We start from the raw sequence: 21,929 nt of genomic DNA, 5'->3' as shown, positions 1-21,929 counted from the left end.
CCTGAAATAGGCCGTCTGAAAAGGGGCCGCGGTATTTTTAGGCATATTTCCGGCTAGGTTGGCGGTTTTTTATTTCTGTATAAATTAAAAAAATCTTTCAGGTAAAACGGTGCTTTCAATATTCTGACGGCCTGTGTCTGGATAAGGAATGTTTAAAATTCAATCAAATACAATCCTAAAAAATATTTATTAAAATTTTATTTTTATTTTATTACTTTAATAATGTTGACAAAGTAGATTTACTACATTGATTTTAAAATATTTTATTTAAACAAAGCACCAAAATTTGATATAGTCGCATGCATGACACTCGTCTTAACAAACCCTTGTGAAAGGACTTACTGATGTCGAATGCTGCAAAAGAAACGCTGAATCCTTTTGAAATTGCCCAAAAACAAGTCAAAGCTGCGTGCGATCGTTTGAATACCGATCCGGCGGTGTATGAAATTTTGAAAAACCCGTTACGCGTATTGGAAGTGACTTTCCCGGTGAAACTGGATAACGGTACGGTGAAAACCTTTACCGGCTACCGCGCGCAACACAACAACGCCGTTGGCCCTTATAAAGGCGGTATCCGTTTCCATCCGCATGTCAACATGGATGAAGTGAAAGCTTTATCGACTTGGATGACGTTTAAATGCTGTGTGGCAGGTTTGCCTTATGGCGGCGGCAAAGGCGGTATTACGCTTGACCCGAAAGATTATTCCGAAGCCGAATTGGAGCGCATTGCCCGCGGCTACGCCAACGCCATTGCGCCATTGATTGGCGAGAAAATTGATATTCCGGCACCGGATGTGAACACCAACGGCAAAGTGATGTCGTGGATGGTAGACGAATACGAAAGTATTGTGAAATATTCTGCTCCGGGTGTGTTTACCGGCAAACCGGTTGAGTTCGGCGGCTCGTTGGCGCGTAATGAAGCCACCGGTTACGGCGTGAATTTTGCAGCTGTTCAAGCCTTGGAGAAAATCGGTAAAGACGTGAAAGGCGCGACTTATGCGATTCAAGGTTTCGGCAATGTAGGCTACCATACCGGTTTGTACGCGCATGATGCCGGTGCGAAAGTGGTGGCCGTTTCGACTGTGGATGTGGCCATCTATAATGAAAACGGCCTCGACATGGACGCGGTATTGAAAGAATACCAAACCAATGGTTTCATCACCAATGAAGCGGGCTACGGCCGGGAAATCACCAATGCCGAATTGCTGGCCTTAGATGTGGACGTGTTGGCACCGTGTGCGCTGGAAAACCAAATCACGTCTGAAAATGCCGGTGATGTGAAAGCCAAAATCGTGGTGGAAGGTGCCAACGGCCCGACCACCCCGGAAGCAGATGCGATTTTGCAGGCCAACGGTGTGTTGGTGGTGCCGGATATTTTGGCTAACTGCGGCGGCGTGGTGGTGTCGTATTTTGAGTGGGTGCAAAACCTGCAAGGCTATTACTGGGAATTTAATGAAGTGCAGCAAAAACAAACCGTGGTGCTGCGCCGCGCGTTCCAAGATATTTGGAATCTGGCGCAGGAATACGGCGTTGACTTACGTACCGCTTCGTATATGATGAGTATCCGCCGCATTGAAAAAGCCATGAAAGCGCGCGGTTGGTATTGATGAAGGTAGGTCAGAAAGGCCGTCTGAAAGGTTCATGCTTTCAGACGGCCTTTTAATTAGGGGCTGTACTAGATAACTAGGGAAATCTAATTTCAGGTTAGAATAATCCCTATGAGAAGAAGCCGTTTAAGTCAGTACAAGCAAAACAAACTGATTGAACTGTTTATTGCGGGTGTTACTGCCCGTACTGCAGCTCAATTAGCCGGTGTTAATAAAAACACGGCAGCCTATTGCTTTCATCGTTTGCGCGTACTGATTTTCCATAACAGCCCGCATCCGGAAATGTCTGATGGCGGAGTAGAAGTTGATGAAACCTGTTTTGGCGGACAGCGCAAAGGCAAACGTAGTCGCGGTGCAGCCGGCAAAGTCGCTGTATTCGGGCTTCTGAAGCGCAACGGCAAGGTTTGCACCGTTGCCGTGCCCAATACACAAACTGCCACTTTATTGCCGGTAATACGTGAGCAAGTAAAGCCTGACAGTATTGTTTACACTGATTGTTACAAAAGCTATGACGTACTTGATGTGAGTGAGTTTAGCCACTTTCGCATCAATCACAGCACTCACTTTGCTGATCGGCAAAATCACATCAACGGAATTGAGAACTTTTGGAATCAGGCAAAACGCCGCTTACGTAAGTTTAACGGCATTCCCAAAGAGTATTTTGAGCTGTATTTGAAGGAATGTGAATGGCGTTTTAACCACAGTGAGATAAAGTCTCTTGTTCTATTTTAAAACAATTAGTAAAGCAGAATTTATTCTAGTTGTCTAGTACAGCCCCTTTAATTTAATAGGGTTTATTGCTTATCTGCTTCAGGCTCGGGAATTTCGAAAACTTGACGCAAATAGGCTAAAAAGGTGTCGTTGGTGGTCATGGTTTTACCCGGTGAGTCGGAAAGCTTGGCGACGGATTGACCGTTGCACTCGACCAGCTTCAGCACGATATTGAGCGGTGTGTGGCCCATGTCGTTGGTAAGGTTGGTACCGATGCCGAAGCTGGTTTTAAAACGGTCTTTGAAATATTGGTGCAATGCCCAAGATTTTTCGATGTCGAGGCCGTCTGAAAAAGTCAGCATTTTGGTGTGGCTGTCAATTTTGAGCTTTTTATAGTGGGCATAGGCTTTGTCGCCCCACACATACGGGTCACCGCTGTCGTGGCGCAAACCGTCGAACAGTTTGGCAAAGTAAAGGTCGAAATCACGCAGGAAGGCATCCATACCGACCACATCGGTGAGCGCAATGCCTAAGTCGCCGCGGTATTCGTGTACCCATGCTTCAAGAGCGGCTTTTTGGGAATTGCGCAGGCGCACGTCTAAGGCTTGGAAGGCTTGCAGGAATTCGTGCGCCATGGTACCGATGGGCGTGATATTGAGTTTTTTTGCCAAGTAAACGTTGCTGGTGCCGCGCACAATGTGCGGTGCAGCATCGTTTAAGGTACGGACTACGTGTTCCTGCCAGGCCAGATTGTAGCGGCGGCGGGTGCCGAAATCAGAAATCAAAAACGGCGGATCGGAAGGGTCTTGCTGGGCGGCAATTTGTTTTAAAGCCTCGACTTTGGTTTGCAAGCGGCGCTCGCCTTCGGCCAGCACTTCCGGCGTTTCCAAGCGGCGGAAGAAGAGTTCGTTTACAATCGCCAAGATGAAAATTTCGAAGAACATCGCCTGAATCATCGGGCCTTCGATGCGGATGTGCAAGCGGCCTTGTTCGTCGGCATCCACTTTGACGAAGCGGCGCTTGAGTTGGAAAAGTTCGAGATAATCGACAAAGTCGCTTTTGATAAAACGCAGGCGGCGCAGGTAATCCAATTCGTCGTCGGTAAAGCGCAGTTGGCAGAGCGCATCCAATTCGCGCTCGAATTCTTCCTGAATATCGGCCAGCGGATAAACCATTTCTTTGTTGCGGCAACGGAATTCATACAGGCTGTGGGTTTGCGGGAATTGGTGCAAAATCACCTGCAGCATGGTGAATTTGTATAAATCGGTGTCGAGTAGCGATTTGATGATGGGGTCGTGTGAGGTCATAAAAATGTTCTCATTAACGGGGAGAAAAAGTATTAAAACACGTTTGGCCGCAAAGATGACGGAAAGTTTACAAATTTTTATGGGTTTGGGGCAATAAGGCCGTCTGAAAGCGATTCGAGCAACTCGATTTCCTCGGTTTCGGCCTGTTTCAAATGGATTTCGATTTCGTCAAAACTGCTTTCCTGCACAATGCGCACCAAGCCTTCTTTGGCCAATTCCAGCAGTGCGATGAAATTCACCACCACATAAGCCGCACCTTGTTCGGGCTTGAATAAAGTAGAAAAACGGCTGAAACCGTGTTCGTTCAGACGGCGTAAAATCGAGGTCATCTGCGCACGCACGGAAATGGCTTCGCGCACCACTTCATGACTGCGCGTGTGTTTGGCGCGCGATAAAATGCCGAGCCAGGCCTGCGTTAAATCGGCCACGGCCACATTGGGCAGCTTGACTTCGGCGGCAATTTCCAAAGGCAGATACACCCATGCGAAATCGCGGCCGGCACGGGGCAGGGCATCCAAGCCTTGGGCGGCCAGCTTCATTTGTTCGTAAGCCAGCAGGCGGCGCACCAATTCAGCGCGCGGATCGGCTTCTTCGTCTTCGATTTCTTCGGGGCGCGCAGCAGCAGGCGGGATTTGATTTCAATCAGCATGGCTGCCATCAGTAAATATTCCGCTGCCAAATCAAATTGATAAGCTTCCATTTGCGCGATGTAGTGCAGATATTGCTCGGTGATTTTCACCATCGGAATATCGAGTACATCAATATTCTGCTTGCGGATTAAATACAGCAGCAAATCCAGCGGCCCTTGAAAGCTCGACAACACCACTTCCAGCGCATCAGGCGGGATAAACAAATCCTGCGGGATATCGGTAACGGGTTGGCCGAACACATATGCCACCGCGCTTTCAGACGGCCTCATCATCTCGGCAGTGTTCATTTGCCACCTGCAATATGGTCAATCGCCGCCTGCGCACAATACAGGCCGAAGCTGGCGGTGACCAGCATGCTCGCGCCATAACCGGCGCACGACAAGCCTTGCAGTGCGGCATCCGCGGCGCAGGCTTCGCCCGATTGCGGCGGGGTAATGTTTTCGGTGGAATACACGCACGGTACGCGCATTTTGTCGGCGGTGTTGCGGCTGAAGCCGTGGCGTTTGCGCAAGGTGTAGCGCAGATTGGCCAGCAAAGGGTCGTGGGTAACTTTGCTTAAATCGGCTGTCTGAATCAAGGCGGGATTTTTTTGTCCGCCCGCGCCGCCGCTTAAGATAAAGGGCTGCTTGTGTTGCACAAAATATGCCGCCATTGCTGCTTTCACGCGCACTTGGTCGATGGCGTCAATCACAAAATCAAAGCCGTCTGAAAACAAATCGGGCAAATTTTCTTCGGTGGCAAAATCTTCGATTTCAACCACTTGGCAAGCCGGATTGATTTGCAAAATGCGCTCGTGCAAAGCACTGGCTTTGGCCTTGCCGAAATCGCCGGTCAGGGCATGAAGCTGGCGGTTGACATTGGATTCGGCGACATTGTCCAAATCAATCAAAGTTAAACGACCGATGCCGCTGCGTGCCAATGCTTCTACCGCCCACGAGCCGACACCGCCGACCCCGACCACGCATACATGCGCCTGATGAAAGCGTTGCAATGCTGAATCGCCATACAATCGGGCAATGCCGCCGAAACGGCGTGACGACAGGGAATTAATCTCGGACATGGTCAACCTTGTGATAAATCAAAAAATAAATGAAAAGGCGGCCGCGCGAAGTAAAAATTAATCGCAAAAAGCCAAAGGCGTATTATACTTGAACCGTCAAGGCTGTTGTGTAAAGCCGAGAGAACAGTCTATAATCCCATCACTTGAAAAATATCGTGCCGCAAAAAGGCCTTGGAAGGAGATGACAATGTATAAGCATTTAGTGGTTGCCGTTGATGGTAGTGAAACTTCTTTAAACGCGTTGAAACATGCTGCTGATTTGGCCAGTGTCAACGAAGCCCGCCTGACTTTGGTACACGTGGCCAATCCGGCCGAATACATGGCTCTGGCACCTGAATTTTTACAACACGAAAGCTATGAAGCCGCTGCTGTGGCGCAGGGTAACGAAGTGTTGGAATTTGCCGAAAAATCAGCACGTGAATACGGTGTGGCCAACATTGTGAAACATTTGCTGGTTGCCAACAAAGGCGCGCGTGAAATGGCGCAAGAGTTGGTGGATTACGCTGATGCCAACGGTGCCGATTTGCTGGTGTTGGGCACGCACGGCCGCACCGGTCTCATGCATTTGCTGATGGGCAGCTTTGCTGAAACTGTGATGCGCCAAAGCCACTTGCCATTGTTGGTGATTCGCAGCAAAGCCGAAGAAGAATAACGCTTCTTGTAAGCTAAATTAACCCCACGCCGTCTGAATATTTCAGACGGCTTTTTTGTTATGATTTAGCCACCGTGTATATTCATATATCATTATTTTCAAAATGGCGCCAAATAATTTTTCAAAATACCGAAAAAATCCTTATCCTGACATCAATTGGTTTTATAATCGCGTTTTGAGTTTAGCGTAATCATCCTATTTGAAGGGAAGCAAAAATGGCTGCACCGACCATCAGCGAGGTCTGCAATATCCGTTATTGGGGCATTAATTATTATGATGCCGATGAAAAGGGCGAGGTGATTGTGCGTCCGAATCCGGCCGAGCCGGAGAAAACCGTGTCGCTGCAAAAGCTGGCCGAGTCGGTACAGAAAAAGCAGGGCGCGCGGCTGCCGATTTTGTTTTGCTTTCCGCAAATTCTGCAACACCGCCTGCACTCGATTAATCAGGCGTTTCAGACGGCCAGAACCGGTTTTGGTTATGAAGGTGATTATTGCTTGGTGTATCCGATTAAGGTCAACCAGCACCGCCGTGTGATTGAAACGCTGATCCACAGCCGGCAGCCGCATGGTTTGGAAGCAGGCTCGAAAGCGGAGCTGATGGCCGTGTTGGCGCATGCGGGCACCACGCAGACGTTGATTGTCTGCAACGGCTATAAAGACCGCGAATACATCCGCTTTGCTTTGATGGGCGAGAAGCTCGGCCATCAGGTTTATTTGGTGATTGAGAAAATTTCCGAAATCGAAATGGTGCTGGAAGAAGCAGAAAAACTGGGCGTGAAGCCACGCTTGGGCGTGCGTGCGCGTTTGGCTTCGCAAGGTTCGGGAAAATGGCAGGCGTCGGGCGGCGACAAATCGAAATTCGGCTTATCGGCTTCGCAAGTGCTGCATTTGGTGGAGGTGTTGAAGCAGAGCAACCGCTTGGATTGTCTGCAATTGCTGCATTTCCATCTCGGTTCGCAATTGGGCAATATCCGCGATGTGGCCACCGGTGTGCGCGAGTCGGCGCGGTTTTATGTCGAATTGCACAGGCTCGGTGTGAATATCCAATGTTTCGATGTGGGCGGCGGCTTGGGCGTGGACTACGAAGGCAACCGCACGCAATCGGACTGCTCGGTCAATTACAGCCTGACCGAATACGCCGAAACGGTGGTATGGGGTATAGGCCAGTCCTGTCGCGAGCACAATCTGCCGCACCCGACCATCATCACCGAAAGCGGGCGCGGCATTACTGCGCATCACGCCGTGTTGGTGGCGAACGTGATTGGTGCGGAACGCTATACGCCGCAAGAATTGAGTGCGCCGTCTGAAGACGATCCGCGCGTGTTGCACAGCATGTGGGAAACGTGGACGGATATTTTCGATTCGCGTGAAAAGCGTTCGCTCAGAAGCTGGATACACGAAAGCCAGTTTGATTTGTCGGATGTGCACAATCAATACAACGTGGGCCTGCTGAGCCTTGAGCAACGTGCTTGGGCAGAGCAGCTTTATTTGAATATCTGCCACGAGGTCGGCGAATTGTTCAACGAAAAACACCGCTCGCACCGCACCATCATCGACGAATTGCAAGAGCGTTTTGCCGATAAACTGTATGTGAATTTTTCGCTGTTCCAATCGTTGCCCGATGTGTGGGGCATTGACCAATTGTTCCCCGTTTGCCCGATTACCGGTCTGAATGAGAAAGTCGCCCGCCGCGCTGTGTTGCTGGATATTACCTGCGATTCAGACGGCACCATCGACCACTACATCGACGGCGACGGTATTGCCACCACCATGCCGATGCCTGATTATCCGGCAGACAATCCGCCGCTGTTGGGCTTTTTCATGGTCGGCGCGTATCAGGAAATTTTGGGCAATATGCATAATTTGTTCGGCGATACAACCACCATCGACGTGATGGTACAAGGTCAAGACCAATTTGACGTGGCCGATTACGACGAAGGCAACACTGTCGCCGATATGCTCGAATATGTGTACCAAGACCCGAAAGAGCTGATGCGCCGCTACCGCGAACAAATCGAACATTCCGATTTGCCGGCTTCGCAAGCGATGGCGTTTTTGAAAGAGCTGGAAATCGGGCTGAATGGTTATACTTATTTGGAAGAAGAATAATGTTCAGACGGCCTCATGGATGAAAAGGTCTCGAGGCCGTCTGAAAACAGTTACATATAATTAAAGGAAAAAAATGAACCCTTACACCACCCTTGCCGGACAAACCGACAATTCACTGGTTTCCAACAATTTCGGCTTCCTGCGTCTGCCGCTTGATTTCAACCCTTACGAAGGCGATGCCGAGTGGGTGATTACCGGCATTCCTTACGACATCGCCGTATCCGGCCGCTCCGGTGCACGCTTCGGCCCCGAATCCATCCGTCGGGCTTCGATGAACCTGACGTGGGAACACAAGCGTTTTCCGTGGACATTCGACGTGCGCGAACGCTTAAACATTGTCGATTGCGGCGACTTGGTTTATTCCTTTGGCGACAGCCGCGATTTTGTCGAAAAACTCGAAGCCCACGCGACACAATTGCTGCAAGCCGGTAAAAAATGCTTGAGTTTGGGTGGCGACCATTTTGTGACCCTGCCCTTATTGCGTGCCCACGCCAAACATTTCAGCAAGCTTGCCTTGGTGCATTTCGATGCCCATACCGACACTTACGCCAACGGCAGCGAATTCGATCACGGCACCATGTTTTATACCGCGCCGAAAGAAGGCTTAATCGACCCGTCGCGCTCGGTGCAAATCGGCATCCGCACCGAATACAACAAATCATTGCCGTTTACCGTTTTGAGCGCACCGCAAGTCAATGACGACAGCGTCGAAACCACCGTGGCCAAAATCAAAGAAACCGTCGGTGATATGCCGGTATACCTGACTTTCGACATCGACTGCATCGACCCCGCCTTTGCACCCGGCACCGGCACGCCTGTGTGCGGCGGCCTGACCACCGACCGCGCCCTGAAAATCCTGCGCGGCCTGACTGATTTAAACATCGTCGGTATGGATGTGGTCGAAGTTGCCCCGTCTTACGACCAAGCCGACATCACCGCCTTGGCCGGCGCAACCATTGCGCTGGAAATGTTGTATTTGCAAGGGGCAAAAAAGCTGGTTGATGTAATTTAAATTGTTGGATAATCAGTGTTTGGCTAAATCAATATGCCGTCTGAAACTATTAGGATTGATACAGCATATGCTTTGGTCAACTACTCGAAAAGTTGCGAATAATACTTTCGTGTGAATCTGAAAATAACTTGCCTCTCCAGCATAGTTGAAAGTCTGGTATCACTAAAAAGCAGCTTTTAAAATAGTGGAATCCATTACCATGAATAGGATATTTTATGAAAAATAAACTGAGTTTTGTTGTTTTGAGCCTGTTGCTCGTTGCGTGTCAAAAAACGGATATTCAACAGGAAAACGTGAATTTGCAGGAGAAAACAGCGCCGGTATCTGTCGTTGGGCATTCTTCTTCATATCCAACATCTGCTCAAAAAAGATTAAAAGAGCAACTGACGGTTAACCGTGATGCTAACTGTGGCTGCTGCCATCAATGGATAGAACATGCCAAAGCGGATAGCTGGGTGATAAAGGATGTGGTGCTTTCAAGTAATGCCAAAGTGGCTGAAATCAAAGATCAGTATGCGATTGCACCGGAAATGCGCTCATGCCATACCACAGTCAGCAGCTCCGGTTATGTATTTGAAGGGCATGTCCCCATGAAGGCAATGATTACCTTTTTAGAAAATCCCCTGAAAATGCGATTGGTCTTGCTGTACCGGGCATGCCCGTAGGCAGTGTGGGTATGGAGGATGGGGGACATTTTATGCCTTATGAAGTTATGCAGCTGAATCATGATGGCACTTATCAGGTTTTTGCTAAAATCGACCAGCCATCCGATCAGTATTAATTATTCCAATAGCCATGATTATATTGGCGATGGTACCAAACAAAGGCCGTCTGAAAGACTAGACTTTCAGACGGCCTGAGACCTTTGCAAAAACCCCAAAACTCCCCTAAATTCCCCCTAAAGAATTCAGAGGAGTTTTTTATGAGCAGCTTCTTCCACCAACAAGCCCGAATCATGACGGGCAAACATACCGGCAGCTGCCCGTTGCTCAAAATTAACCGGCTGCCCGATTGGCAGCCCGCCGGACAACTGCCCAACCGGCAAAAGACCCGTTACATCCGCGGTCACCGCGGCCGCCCCGCCTATCCGCTGCCGCCCATGCTCAAAGCCGTATTGCCCGGCCAATGGCACAGCCTTTCCGATCCGGAATCGGAACGCTGTTCAGCCGCCCGTCCGGATTTCTGCTTCTTCTGCGGCTTTGATGAAGCCGCCTTACCCGGCCGCAGCACCCCCTGCCGTTTCCGCAACCGGCCGGCACAGGATGACGCCTTAGCCCGGCTTCCCGAACCGGTTAACCGCCGGCTGACCGAAAAAGGCTTAAAAACAGAGAAAGCCCCGGCAGCAGTGATTGACGCCGCCATCATCCAAACTGCCGGCGGCAAACAGCGTCAGGCTGTCGAAACCGATGAAAACGGCATCACTGCCGAAACCCTGCCCGGCAAAGACAAGGATGCGCGCCGGGTGAAGAAAGAGGGCAGATTCACCTTGGGCTGCAAACAACACACCCGCACCGGTTCGGAAGGCTGTATCGGGAAACTGCACACCACCCCGGCCGACGCCCGTGAGTGCAACCATTTCGGACCGCTGCCGGACGGCACCGCACCCGGAACAACCGTCTGTGCCGATAAGGGGTATGACAGTAAAGCCAACCGGGAGCATCTGCAAAGCAAACGGCTGTCCGGCGGCATGATGCGTAAGGCACAGCGGGGCAAACCTTTAACGGAGCAGGAGAAACAGCGCAATACGCAGCTGTCGGAAGTGCGCTGTGCGGCCGGGCAAACCTTCGGTACGCCGCACCGGAAATCCGGCTGTAAAAGAGCGCGTTATTTCGGTTTACGGAAAGTACCGGCGCAAAGCCATTTGAAAGCGGTGTGCCTGAACCTGCCAAAGGCAGCCGGCAGGCTTCGTGTGCCTGCTGCTGCCTGAAAAGGGCAACGGGCACCCCGATAAAGGGGCTGATTGGGGGAAATACGGACGGGAAACACGTCTGAAAATGAAAAAACGGTTACCTGATTGTTCAGGTAACCGTTTGGATGGGGTGGCCGGTATTTTGCAAAGGTCTCGGCCTTATTGCAGCTATTTAATATTTAATCAAAACGACTCAATCATTGTGCGGCAGAAGCAGCAGATGCTTCTGAAGCGGCTTGTTGGGCTTCAGCAGCGACAACTTTGGCTTCGTCAGCAGCTTGACCACCCCATACGGCAGGATATTTGTAACCGGCAAAGCGTTGTTTAGCGTAAGATTTGAATTCTTCCGAATTATAGGCGGCTTCTACGTCTTTCAACCATTGCGCGTCTTTGTCGGCGGTTTTCACGGCTGCCCAGTTGACGTAGGCAAAGCTAGGCTCTTGGAACAGGGTTTCGGTCAGTTTCATGCCGCTGCTCATGGCGTAGTTGCCGTTTACCACGGCAAAGTCAACATCGGCGCGACTACGCGGCAATTGCGCGGCTTCCAGCTCGACAATTTTGATTTTTTTCAGGTTTTCGGCGATGTCGTTTTTAGAGGCGGTCAATGGGTTGATGCCGTCTTTCAGTTTGACCCAGCCCAATTCGTTCAACATCACCAAAGCACGGGCGAAGTTGGATGGGTCGTTTGGCGCGGAAACGCTGCTGCCTTCTTTCACGTCATCCAATGAGGCCAATTTGCCCGGATACAAACCCAATGGCGCGGTCGGCACTTGGAAGGCTTCCACGATGTCTAATTTGTGTTCTTTGCGGAAATCTTCCAAGTATGGTTTGTGTTGGAAGACGTTGATGTCGATTTCACCTTCGGCCAAAGCCAGGTTAGGTCGCACATAATCGGTAAATTCGATTAATTTCACGGTGTAGCCTTGCTTTTCCAAGGCCGGTTGGATTTGTTCTTTCACCATGTCGCCGAAGTCGCCGACGGTGGTACCGAAGACGATTTCTTTTTTGGCACCGGTGCTGTCGGCAGCCGGTGAGGCGGCAGAAGCGGCCGGAGCGGCTTCTTGTTTTTGCCCGCCGCAAGCGGCCAAAGCCAAGGCCAAAGCGGCGGCTGAGAAGGTTTTCAATACGCTGTTTACGTTCATAACGATACTCCTTAAATGTGTGTAGCAGAAATCATAACATGCCGTCTGAAAAAAGATGAATGATTTTTCAGACGGCCTTTATAAACAATTCTTCTATCGTTTGTCGAGGCGGCGCGAAATCCAGTTGCCCAAGCCCTGCATGGCAATCACCATCAGCACCAAAATCGCCACGATGAAGATAATGACCTCGGTTTGATAGCGGTAATAGCCGTAGCGGATGGCCAAGTCGCCCAAGCCGCCGCCGCCGATCATACCGGCCGCCGCGCTGTAAGAGAGCAGGCCGATGGCCAATACGGTAATACTGGACACCATGCCGGCGCGCGCTTCATTGAGCAGCACTTTGCGGATGATGGTGAGCGGTGTCGCCCCCATGCTGATCGACGCTTCAATCACACCGCGCGGCACTTCGCGCAGGTTTTGCTCGACCAAGCGGGCAAAATAAAACAGGCCGGAAACGCTCAACACCAGGGAAGCCGCGTAAGGGCCGATGGTGCTGCCGATGATGGCGCGGGTGGCCGGGATCAGCGCAATCATCAAAATCACAAACGGAAACGCGCGCATTAAATTGACCAAGTTGTCCAACACAAAATTCAGCGGCTTGTTGTAGTGCAATTGGCGGTTGGAAGTGACAAACAGCAACACGCCCAATAAAGTGCCGAACACCACGGCAAACAAGGTGGATAAACCGACCATGATAAAGGTTTCGCCCAAGGCTTGGTAAATCTCACCTTTCATGCCGCTGATGGTGGCGAGGGCTTTGGAAAAAGTCAAATCCGCCATCTCAATCCTCCCGAATCAGTTCGCGCCCGATTTCCGATTGGGCATGAATTTGGTTGTTGTTCACTTCTACCACTTCCAACAGGCGGCCGTTGTCCAGCAGGGCGGCACGGTCGCACAAGCGGCGGATGACGCTCATTTCGTGGGTCACGATGACGATGGTGACGTTGAAGCGTTTGTTGATGTCTTCCAAGCACTCCAACACGCTGCGGGTCGTGGCCGGATCGAGCGCGGAAGTCGGCTCGTCGGCCAGAATCACTTGCGGATTAGGTGCTAACGCGCGGGCAATGCCGACACGCTGCTTTTGTCCGCCCGAAAGCTGGGCAGGGAAGTGACCGGCGCGCTCCTGCAAACCGACAATTTCCAAACATTCCGCCACGCGCGCACGGATTTTTTCAGACGGCCATCCGGCAATTTCCAACGGAAAAGCCACATTATCCGCCACCGTGCGGTTGCTCAACAGATTAAACTGCTGGAACACCATACCGATATTTTGCCGTGCCTGACGCAACTGCGCGCCATTTAGCGTCATCAAATCCTGATTGCCGACCAAAACACGTCCCGAATCCGGCCGCTCGAGCAGATTAATCAACCGCAATAAGGTCGATTTGCCCGCGCCGGAATAGCCCATCAAACCGAAAATTTCACCGTCTTTAATTTCCAAACTGGTCGGCCCCACTGCTGTAAACCACGATTTATCGCGCGTTTGGTAGCGTTTGGAAACTTTGTCTAAAATAATCATAATGTTCTCAAATACAACAAAGCCCGATGTCTGACACAACGGGCTGGTTTTGCAGTCGAAATAAATGTCATCTGCAAACGCTTTAGCTGTTTGTGCCCGCAAGCTGTGTCAAATCGGCATAAAAGTGTGAATGGGAAATAGTAACGAAAACGTGAAATAGTGTCAAGAATCAAGGCCGTCTGAATGTTTGGGGCGGGTTTGTTTTGAAAAATACCGAGTGTTGTGATAGAAAGCCGTCTGAAGTCGGCAGGCAAGTTTTTAGACGGCCTGTTGAGTGTTCTATATCTTATGATTAATCGATAAAAAATGAAAACCATCAAAATTTTAGCCAGCCTAGGCGGGGTAATGGCGGCGGTTCCTGTATGGGCGGCAACCTGCACACCAGCGCAATTAGACGAAATTTTAGCACCGGCAACCGCTCAGCATAACAGCGTAGAAGTTGCCTGCTCGGCCACGTTGCCGAAAAACCGTACCATTAGCAAACGTTTGTATTTTACGGGCGCGGGGCAAGCAATCAGGTGTTTGATTGTAATGGCAATACGGTTGCACCTACCCATATTACGGGTGGAGACAGCATAGTAATTCGCTCAAAAAACAGCAAAACCAATGGCTGCGTCCGGAAAACTTTACCATTCGCGGCTGCAAAGTGGCCGGTTCGGTACGTGTGATGGGTATGGGGACGAATGGGGAAGCGGAAGCATTGCGCTTGTCTTCGCTTGAAGCCGGCCATACGGAGCGTGCGCAGGCAGCTGCGCCAAGCCGTATTCGTTTGGAAAACATGAATATCAGCGGAAATGGCCGTATTCCTTTGTATCTGGCGCCGGGTGTGAATCATGTGACTGTTGCCAACAGCCGCATTACAGGGCATAGCAAAAGTGTGGCTGTTTATCTGGATGCAGAGAGTGGCCACAATACCTTTACCCGTAATAATATTGACGCCAAAACATCAAAGCGGGAATTGATTACCATTGACGGCTCGGCACATAATACGTTCAGCCATAACCGTTTTTCCGCGCTTAATCATGGCGGTATTTATTTTTACCGCAATTGCGGCGAAGGCGGCACCATCCGTCACCAAACGCCATCTTACAATACTTTAAGCCAAAATGTGTTTTACTATCATAAATATAGAGGACACTTGCCGGCAGTATGGCTGGGTGCACGTCATGGCAACCGCAATTATTGTGAAGCAGATGCGGGCTATGCGTTTGGCAGTAGTTTGGATAACCGCGACTTTGCCGATTTTAATGTGGTTGAGAACAACCAAATCTATCGCTTACCCATCCGTAGAATAATTCGTGATGAGGGTAGCCATAATCGAATTAGTGAGAATCGCACGATAAAATAATTTAACTTACTATTTGATTAAATTGATAAAAGGCCGTCTGAAAATGTTTCATACCTTTTCAGACGGCCTTTTTCTTTTCATTCACTTAAGGATTCATAATCCGCGCCACTAAGGCTTTTTCTTTGCCCTGCATATTTGGAATTTTCACCTGAATACCGTTGCCAGGGGCGACATCAACTGCTTCGCCTTTGCGGGTCATATGCTCAAGCGTGATGGTTTGGTTGCCGCTCGGGTGGATGATTTCGATGGTGTCGCCCACGGCAAAGCGGTTTTTCACTTCAACGGTTGCCCAGCCTTCGTTGTCGATGTCGGTCACATGGCCGACGTATTGGCTTTGTTTCGCTACGGAATGGCCGTTGAGGTAGTTTTGGTAATCTTGCGTTTTGTGGCGCTCCAAGAAGCCGGAGGTGTAGCCGCGGTTGGCCAAGCCTTCGAGTTCGCTCAACAGGCTCAAGTCAAACGGGCGGCCGGCGACGGCATCGTCAATCGCTTTGCGGTAGCTTTGCGCCACGCGGGCAACGTAATACAGCGATTTGGTGCGGCCTTCGACTTTGAGGCTGTCCACGCCGATTCGGGTGAGTTTGTCGACCACTTCAATGCCACGTAAGTCTTTGGAATTCATGATATAAGTGCCGTGTTCGTCTTCCATTATCGGCATGAATTCGCCCGGGCGGTTGCTTTCTTCAATCAGGAATACTTTGTTGGCGGCAGGATGGCGCTGCTGGCCGTTGATGCCTTCGAAGTTTTGGTTGGCTTCTTCCTGTGCTTTTTCAAAGTTGAAACCTTGCAGCAGTTTGGCATCACCCATGTCGTCGGTTTCTGCATCGTGTACTTTGTAATCCCAGCGGCAAGAGTTGGTGCAGGTGCCTTGGTTGGGGTCGCGGTGGTTGAAGTAACCTGATAATAAACAACGGCCTGAGTAAGCAATACACAATGCGCCGTGAATAAACACTTCCAATTCGGTGTCGGGCATTCCTGGCGGATTTCGGCGATTTCGTCCATACTTAATTCGCGTGACAAGATGATGCGCTCCACGCCGATTTTTTCCCAGAATTTTACACCCCAATAGTTGGTGGTGTTGGCTTGCACCGACAAGTGAATCGGCATATCCGGCCATTTTTCGCGCACAGTCATAATCAGACCGGGGTCGGCCATAATCAGCGCGTCGGGCTTCATGGCAATTAAAGGTTCCATATCGGCCACAAAGGTTTTCAGCTTGGAATTGTGCGGCAAGGTGTTGACGGTCAGGAAGAATTTTTTATTGCGCTCGTGCGCTTCTTTAATGCCTTGTTCCAACACGTCGAGTTTGGCAAATTCGTTGTTGCGCGCGCGCAGCGAGTAGCGCGGCGAACCGGCATACACGGCATCCGCGCCGAAATCGTAAGCGGCGCGCATGCGTTCCAAACCGCCGGCGGGTAGGAGTAATTCAGGCGCTTTCATCTTGTGTTCTTTGTTTTATAAATGTTTTCAGACGGCCTTGAGATACGTGGAGGCCGTCTGAAATAAAATTAATCGGAATGGGCGGATTATCCGCTTTTTTGCTAGGGGGGTCAATTTTTATCGGCCGATTCAGCATTGTTTTTCTTGGTTTTTACATATGAAACATGGCTTGTGTCATTAAATGGTTGGGTGCGGTAGATGTGGAAGTCAACGGTTTCAGACGGCCTATATTAAGTGTAAAAAGGCCGTCTGAAATCAAATTTGTGTGATAAAAGGCATTCAAAGTTTGTATTTTCTTGTAAAATGTCTCGTTTATTTGCCACGATTTGCCGTCATGCGCTTCAGGCATGGCGGAAACTTCTGATAAGAGCGGGATATGGATTTTCGTTTTGACATTATTTATGAATATCGCTGGATGTTCTTCTACGGCGCGTTGACCACGCTGGGTTTGACTTTGGTGGCAACTTTAGGCGGCACGGTATTGGGTTTGTTCGGCGCGCTGGCGCGGTTGGTGTATTTTGAAAAAGGCGGCGTGTTGCTCAAAGCGGTGGCATGGCTGTTGCGCACGTTGTCGCTGGTGTATGTGACGCTGTTTCGCGGTACGCCTTTGTTTGTACAGATTTTTATTTGGTACTTTATTTGGGTGGTTGCGCTGATTCACCCGACCGACGGTTGGTTGGTGAGCGGTGATGCGGCGGTGGAGCTGCGTCGCGGTTATGGTGCGCTGATTGCCGGTACGCTGGCTTTGATGGTGAACGCGGGGGCGTACATTACGGAAATTTTCCGCGCAGGTATCCAGTCGATTGACAAAGGCCAAATCGAAGCGGCGCGCTCCTTAGGTTTAACTTATCCGCAAGCGATGCGCTATGTGATTTTGCCGCAGGCGTTGCGCCGTATGTTGCCGCCGTTGGCAAATGAATTCATTACCTTGCTGAAAGACAGCTCGCTGCTCTCGGCGATTGCGGTAGCCGAGTTGGCTTATGTGCAAAACACGATTTCCGGCCGCTATTCGGTGTATGAAGAGCCGCTGTATGCCGTGGCACTGATTTATCTGCTGATGACGACTTGCCTGGGCTGGATCTTCCTGCGTTTGGAAAAGCGTTATAATGTGGTACATCGTTGATTAAATGAATAGAAAAGGCCGTCTGAAACTTAATGTTTCAGACGGCCTTTGATTTTGTGCGTTCAAATATAACGTGTCCGCTTGGCGGGTGCAACCGGAGGCCGTCTGAAAGGGGTTAAGCTTGATATTCTTCCGGCCAGTATAAACGCATCGGATTATCAACCAACAGGTTTTGGCGTTCGGCTTCGGTCGGGGCGATTTGCGCAACCCAGTCAACCAGCAACCCGTCGTCCGGCATGTGGTCTTTTAAGTTTGGGTGCGGCCAGTCGGTGCCGAACAATACGCGGTCGGGAAATTCCTGCATCAGGCGGCGGGCAAACGGCACGACATCGGTGTAGGCGCATTGTTCTCCGTCGAGGGCTTTCGGGCCGGTGTTGCTCAGGCGTTCCGGGCAAGAGAGTTTGCTCCAGAAATTTTCGTTTTCGCGCATGAGTTTGACAAACAGCTCAAAATCGCCGCCGTGGGCAGGTTGGGCAACGTCAGGCCGGCCCATGTGGTCAACCACCACGGTGGTCGGCAGCGAGGTGAAGAAATCATAGTATTCGGCCAAATCGGCGGCTTCGAAATAAATCGCGATGTGCCAGCCCAAAGGCGCGATTTTGTCGGCGATGGTGCGCAAAGCTTCGACCGGCGCGGTATCGACCAAGCGTTTCACAAAGTTGAAGCGTACGCCGCGCATACCGGCGGCATGCAAGTGCTGCAATTCTTCTTCCGTCACACCGGCTTTCACCGTAGCCACGCCGCGTGCTTTGTTGCCGGCGGTTTCGAGGGCATCGACTAAGGCGCGGTTGCCGGTGCCGTGACAGGTGGCCTGCACAATCACGTTGCTCAAAGCCGAGCAAGTCGCGCAGGGCAAACAGCTTTTCTTTGCCCGCATCGCAAGGGGTGTATTTGCGATCGGGGGCGTAGGGAAATGTGTCGCCCGGGCCGAACACGTGGCAATGGGCATCGATTGCGCCTTGAGGTAAGGGCAGTTTAGGCTTGGACGGGTTAGGGTGGAAATCCAACCAGCCCGGTGTTTTTTCAAATGCGCTCATGAAGTTCTCCTATGAGGCCGTCTGAACTGTTTCAGACGGCCTTTTTCTTTTAGTAAGGCAGTCCGACGTAGTTTTCCGCCAGCGTTTTGGCTGCGTTTTCGGTCAGATTCAATTGGTTGAACTCGGTTTCCTGCATTTTGCGTTCGAAATCGTCGCTGTCGGGAAGGTGTGCAGCAGCTTGGTCCTGTACCAAGAAAAACGCTCGGCCACCCACACGCGTTTCAAACAACGCTCGGAGTAGCCGTCGATTCCCGCCCTGCTTTGGTTGCGGTAGTAATCGTCAAAGGCATCGGCCAGACATTGCACGTCGCCCGCGGCCAGATTCAAGCCTTTGGCGCCGGTCGGCGGCACAATGTGCGCCGCATCGCCTGCCAAGAACAAAGATTTGTAGCGCATCGGTTCGCTCACGAAGCTGCGCAATGGCGCAATGCTTTTTTCCAAACTCGGGCCGGTGACCAATTTGACGGCGGTTTCGGCCGGTAAACGGTTTTTCAATTCTGCCAGAAGCGTTCGTCTGACCAATCTTCCACTTTGTCGGCCAGCGGCACTTGCAGGTAATAGCGGCTGCGGGTGGTCGAGCGTTGGCTGCACAACACGAAACCGTTGTCGTGTTTGGCATAAATCAATTCGTCGGAAACCGGCGGCGTGTCGGACAACAAGCCCAACCAGCCGAACGGATACACGCGTTCGTAAGATTTCAACACATCCGCCGGAATACTTTGGCGCGATACGCCGTGGAAGCCGTCGCAACCGGCGATGAAGCCGCAATCCAAACGGTGTGCTTCACCGTCTTTGGTGTAGGTCACATAAGGCGCGGCGGTATCGATGTCGTGCAGGGCAACGTTGTCGGCTTCGTAAACGGTCACGCCGCCGGTGGCTGGGCGCGCGTCCATCAAGTCGCGGGTGACTTCGGTTTGGCCGTATACAACCACGTTTTTGCCGACTTCTTTTTCAAAATCGATGCGCACATGCTGGTCGTTGAACAACAACTCCACGCCGGTATACACCAAGCCTTCTTTGTGCATGCGCTCGGCGGCGCCGGCTTTTTCCAAACCTTGCACGGTGGTGTGTTCCAACACGCCGGCACGAATGCGGCTCAACACATATTCGCCGCTTTTGCGCTCTAAAATCACATTGCCGATGCCGTTTTGATACAGCAACTGGCCGAGCAGTAACCCCGACGGGCCTGCGCCGATGATGGCAACTTGGGTTTTCATGGTTTTCTCCTAAACTTGATTCAGTAACTCAATCCCAATGTATGTTCAGACGGCCTTAGGAAAAGATGTGTATAGCTTGGCCGCTTTTTATAGTTGATGTGAAGATGCGGGTGTTCGGGTGTTTCAGACGGCCTGTTTTGATTCAGGCCGTCTGAAAACGTCGGCGGTTTAGTCAATATATTTCAAACCGGCTTTTTCCAAGCCTTCGCGCATTTTGTAGTAATCCAAGCCTAAGGTGCCGTTGGCGAAGATTTGGCGTTTGTCGCCTTCGTTGGCTTCGCGTTTTTCCGCGGCATCAGCAATTCCCATGGCGTGCCCGGCCGGAACCACAACCACACCGTCGATGTCGGCCACAATCACGTCGCCCGGGTTGACCAGCGCACCGGCGCACACCACAGGCACATTCACGGAACCCAAAGTCGCTTTAATCGTGCCCTTGGCGTGGATGGCTTTGGAAAACGCCGGAAATTCCATTTCGGTCAAATCCGCCACATCACGTACGCCGCCGTCGATAATCAGACCTTTGCAGCCTTGTGCTTTGAACGAAGTGGCCAGCAGGCCGCCGAAAAAGCCGTCGGCATTGTCGGAAGTGCAGGCGGCCACGGCTACGCCGCCCGGCTGCAATTGTTCGGCGGCAACGTGCATCATCCAATTGTCGCCCGGTTGTAAGAGAATGGTCACGGCGGTGCCGCAGATTTTTGCGCTCGGGTTAAATCGGGCGTATGTAAGGTTTCATCAGGCCGATGCGACCCATGGCTTCGTGAATGGTGGCGCTGCCGAAGCGCGACAGTTTTTCTACGGCGGCAGGGGCGGCGCGTTTGATGTTGCGTTTCACCACGCCCAATTGGTTCAGATATACGTCGGTCATGATTACAGTCCTTTCGCTTTCAGGCGGGCATCCAAGCGTGGGAACACGCGGCGGGCGTTGCCTTCGTAAATTTGGTGTTTGTCTTCCGCTGAAATGTCGGCCGCTTCGATGTAGCGTTTGGTGTCATCGAAGTAGAAGCCGGTGCGCGGGTCGATATCGTGTACGGCGCCAATCATCTCGGAGGCGAACAAGATGTTTTTGTTCGGCACCACGTCGAGCAGCAAATTAATGCCCGGTTGGTGGTATACGCAGGTGTCGAAGAAAATGTTGTTCAACAAATGCTCTTCCAACTCCGGCTTTTTCAGCACCATCGCCAAGCCGCGGAAACGGCCCAGTGGTAAGGCACTGCGCCGCCGCCGTGCGGAATCAGGAAGCGCAGGGTCGGGAAGTCTTTAAACAAATCTCCTTGCAGCAATTGCATGAATGCGGTGGTGTCGGCGTTCAGGTAATGCGCACCGGTGGTGTGGAAACAGTTGTTGCACGAAGTGGAAACGTGAATTATGGCCGGAATATCGTATTCCACCATTTCTCGTAAATCGGATACCAGTATTTATCGGTCAGCGCGGCGAAGTCCAATGGCCGCCCGATGGGTCGGGATTCAGGTTGATGCCGACGTTGCCGAATTCATTGACGCAGCGTTCCAATTCGGCGATACAGGTTTCAATCGGTACGCCCGGGCTTTGCGGCAGCATAGCTACCGGCACGAAATTGTCGGGGAAGAGTTGCGATACGCGGTAGCACAATTCGTTACAAATCGCCGCCTAAGCGGAAGACACTTCAAAATCGCCGATGTGGTGCGCCATAAAGCTGGCACGCGGTGAGAACAGGGTCATGTCGGCGCCGCGCTCTTTCATCAGGCGCAATTGGTTTTTTTCGATGGTTTCGCGCAATTCGTCATCGCTGATTTTCAATTCGCCGGCTTTCGGCATTTGCGAAGGGTTACCGATGGCGGCGATTTGTTTGTTGCGCCATGCTTCGAGCGAAGGCGGGCGGTGGTGTAGTGGCCGTGGCAGTCGATAATCAGGCTCATGGGTTGCTCCTTGATGATTTTTTATGGGGTAAACAGGCCGTCTGAATTAAACACAAGGGATTTGCCCTTAAGGCAGAATAATTGGAGTAAATTCAAACCGAATGGAATAAATATTTAATAAAAACAGTATCTTATTCTATTTAAAATTTATTGAATAGAATTTTTTTCTTTTTCATTGTCTCCTGTGTT

General features: G+C 51.1%; 21 protein-coding genes and 4 pseudogenes. 9 read left to right on the top strand and 16 right to left on the bottom strand.

All coding sequences use genetic code 11. The features are described from left to right. The first annotated feature begins 344 nt into the window (after positions 1-344). Both CGZ65_RS09265 and CGZ65_RS09260 read left to right on the top strand, forming a co-directional pair. Positions 345-1,607, top strand: a complete 1,263-nt coding sequence (locus CGZ65_RS09265) for a Glu/Leu/Phe/Val family dehydrogenase (RefSeq protein WP_096295617.1) — start codon at positions 345-347, stop codon at positions 1,605-1,607. A gap of 111 nt (positions 1,608-1,718) precedes the next feature. Continuing rightward, a pseudogene (locus CGZ65_RS09260) lies at positions 1,719-2,368 on the top strand (IS1595 family transposase). A gap of 33 nt (positions 2,369-2,401) precedes the next feature. Here the strand turns inward: CGZ65_RS09260 and pncB are convergent. The 3 genes and pseudogenes from pncB to CGZ65_RS09245 form a co-directional block, all read right to left on the bottom strand. After that, a complete protein-coding gene (gene pncB / locus CGZ65_RS09255; RefSeq protein ID WP_096295616.1) occupies positions 2,402-3,625 on the bottom strand; it encodes a nicotinate phosphoribosyltransferase in 1,224 nt (407 codons plus the stop codon). Between the two features lie 77 nt (positions 3,626-3,702). Continuing rightward, positions 3,703-4,562 (bottom strand): annotated as a pseudogene (locus tag CGZ65_RS09250) (segregation and condensation protein A). Beyond that, positions 4,559-5,335 carry a tRNA threonylcarbamoyladenosine dehydratase gene (locus tag CGZ65_RS09245; protein WP_096296157.1) on the bottom strand — a complete coding sequence of 259 codons (777 nt, stop codon included), beginning with the start codon at positions 5,333-5,335 and terminating at the stop codon, positions 4,559-4,561. Before CGZ65_RS09245 ends, CGZ65_RS09250 begins: the two are co-directional and overlap by 4 nt. Positions 5,336-5,522: 187 nt before the next feature. Here CGZ65_RS09245 and CGZ65_RS09240 point away from each other — a divergent pair, with 187 nt between their 5' ends. The 5 genes from CGZ65_RS09240 (at position 5,523) to CGZ65_RS09220 (ending at position 11,034) form a co-directional block, all read left to right on the top strand. Then, entirely contained in the window at positions 5,523-5,987 is a 465-nt protein-coding gene (locus CGZ65_RS09240) for a universal stress protein (RefSeq protein WP_096295615.1), read from the top strand. A gap of 215 nt (positions 5,988-6,202) precedes the next feature. Beyond that, complete coding sequence (speA, locus tag CGZ65_RS09235; RefSeq protein ID WP_096295614.1) at positions 6,203-8,095, top strand: biosynthetic arginine decarboxylase; 1,893 nt, start codon at positions 6,203-6,205, stop codon at positions 8,093-8,095. 73 nt (positions 8,096-8,168) lie between these two features. Next, entirely contained in the window at positions 8,169-9,107 is a 939-nt protein-coding gene (speB, locus tag CGZ65_RS09230; RefSeq protein WP_096295613.1) for an agmatinase, read from the top strand. Positions 9,108-9,322: 215 nt separating this feature from the next. After that, entirely contained in the window at positions 9,323-9,772 is a 450-nt protein-coding gene (locus CGZ65_RS09225) for a DUF411 domain-containing protein (protein WP_198345272.1), read from the top strand. Between the two features lie 257 nt (positions 9,773-10,029). Continuing rightward, entirely contained in the window at positions 10,030-11,034 is a 1,005-nt protein-coding gene (locus CGZ65_RS09220) for an IS5 family transposase (RefSeq protein WP_096295612.1), read from the top strand. A gap of 179 nt (positions 11,035-11,213) precedes the next feature. Here CGZ65_RS09220 and CGZ65_RS09215 read toward each other — a convergent pair whose 3' ends face one another. The 3 genes from CGZ65_RS09215 to CGZ65_RS09205 all read right to left on the bottom strand — a co-directional run bounded on the left by CGZ65_RS09215 (position 11,214) and on the right by CGZ65_RS09205 (position 13,677). Beyond that, entirely contained in the window at positions 11,214-12,158 is a 945-nt protein-coding gene (locus CGZ65_RS09215) for a MetQ/NlpA family ABC transporter substrate-binding protein (protein ID WP_096295611.1), read from the bottom strand. 93 nt (positions 12,159-12,251) lie between these two features. Beyond that, a complete protein-coding gene (locus CGZ65_RS09210; RefSeq protein WP_096295610.1) occupies positions 12,252-12,938 on the bottom strand; it encodes a methionine ABC transporter permease in 687 nt (228 codons plus the stop codon). Position 12,939: 1 nt separating this feature from the next. Continuing rightward, on the bottom strand, positions 12,940-13,677 hold the full coding sequence (locus tag CGZ65_RS09205) for a methionine ABC transporter ATP-binding protein (RefSeq protein WP_096296156.1): 738 nt from the start codon (positions 13,675-13,677) through the stop codon (positions 12,940-12,942). A gap of 646 nt (positions 13,678-14,323) precedes the next feature. Here CGZ65_RS09205 and CGZ65_RS09200 point away from each other — a divergent pair. Further along, positions 14,324-15,025, top strand: a complete 702-nt coding sequence (locus CGZ65_RS09200) for a right-handed parallel beta-helix repeat-containing protein (RefSeq protein WP_096295609.1) — start codon at positions 14,324-14,326, stop codon at positions 15,023-15,025. An 85-nt stretch (positions 15,026-15,110) separates the two neighbouring features. Here the strand turns inward: CGZ65_RS09200 and trhP are convergent. Beyond that, positions 15,111-16,465, bottom strand: a pseudogene (gene trhP / locus CGZ65_RS09195) (prephenate-dependent tRNA uridine(34) hydroxylase TrhP). 376 nt (positions 16,466-16,841) lie between these two features. Here trhP and CGZ65_RS09185 point away from each other — a divergent pair. After that, positions 16,842-17,588 (top strand): amino acid ABC transporter permease, encoded by a 747-nt coding sequence (locus tag CGZ65_RS09185; protein ID WP_096295607.1) that lies wholly within the window; start codon positions 16,842-16,844, stop codon positions 17,586-17,588. A 115-nt stretch (positions 17,589-17,703) separates the two neighbouring features. Here the strand turns inward: CGZ65_RS09185 and CGZ65_RS09180 are convergent, their stop codons facing one another. From CGZ65_RS09180 to CGZ65_RS14725, 9 genes and pseudogenes are all read right to left on the bottom strand, one after another. After that, positions 17,704-18,444 (bottom strand): amidohydrolase family protein, encoded by a 741-nt coding sequence (locus tag CGZ65_RS09180; protein WP_232507419.1) that lies wholly within the window; start codon positions 18,442-18,444, stop codon positions 17,704-17,706. Positions 18,445-18,733: 289 nt separating this feature from the next. Next, a pseudogene (gene pobA, locus CGZ65_RS09175) lies at positions 18,734-19,842 on the bottom strand (4-hydroxybenzoate 3-monooxygenase). Between the two features lie 168 nt (positions 19,843-20,010). Further along, positions 20,011-20,523 (bottom strand): 4-carboxy-4-hydroxy-2-oxoadipate aldolase/oxaloacetate decarboxylase, encoded by a 513-nt coding sequence (locus CGZ65_RS09170; protein ID WP_232507418.1) that lies wholly within the window; start codon positions 20,521-20,523, stop codon positions 20,011-20,013. Between the two features lie 28 nt (positions 20,524-20,551). Then, positions 20,552-20,710, bottom strand: a complete 159-nt coding sequence (locus tag CGZ65_RS14225) for a hypothetical protein (protein ID WP_232507417.1) — start codon at positions 20,708-20,710, stop codon at positions 20,552-20,554. A 2-nt stretch (positions 20,711-20,712) separates the two neighbouring features. Continuing rightward, a complete protein-coding gene (locus CGZ65_RS15190) occupies positions 20,713-21,021 on the bottom strand; it encodes an amidohydrolase family protein (protein ID WP_269768602.1) in 309 nt (102 codons plus the stop codon). Then, on the bottom strand, positions 21,012-21,236 hold the full coding sequence (locus tag CGZ65_RS15185; protein WP_269768601.1) for an amidohydrolase family protein: 225 nt from the start codon (positions 21,234-21,236) through the stop codon (positions 21,012-21,014). Before CGZ65_RS15185 ends, CGZ65_RS15190 begins: the two co-directional genes overlap by 10 nt. A gap of 31 nt (positions 21,237-21,267) precedes the next feature. After that, positions 21,268-21,453, bottom strand: coding sequence for an amidohydrolase family protein (locus tag CGZ65_RS14730; protein WP_269768600.1), 186 nt, complete (start codon positions 21,451-21,453; stop codon positions 21,268-21,270). A gap of 18 nt (positions 21,454-21,471) precedes the next feature. Then, complete coding sequence (locus CGZ65_RS14220; protein ID WP_232507416.1) at positions 21,472-21,639, bottom strand: hypothetical protein; 168 nt, start codon at positions 21,637-21,639, stop codon at positions 21,472-21,474. Continuing rightward, positions 21,618-21,740 (bottom strand): hypothetical protein, encoded by a 123-nt coding sequence (locus CGZ65_RS14725; RefSeq protein WP_269768599.1) that lies wholly within the window; start codon positions 21,738-21,740, stop codon positions 21,618-21,620. Before CGZ65_RS14725 ends, CGZ65_RS14220 begins: the two co-directional genes overlap by 22 nt. Positions 21,741-21,929 lie beyond the last annotated feature (189 nt).

The organism is Neisseria weixii (assembly GCF_002327085.1).
In the GTDB taxonomy this organism is placed as follows: Bacteria; Pseudomonadota; Gammaproteobacteria; order Burkholderiales; family Neisseriaceae; genus Neisseria; species Neisseria weixii.
Note: the sequence above shows the minus strand (reverse complement) of the source record. Positions and strands in the feature narration are given on the sequence as shown.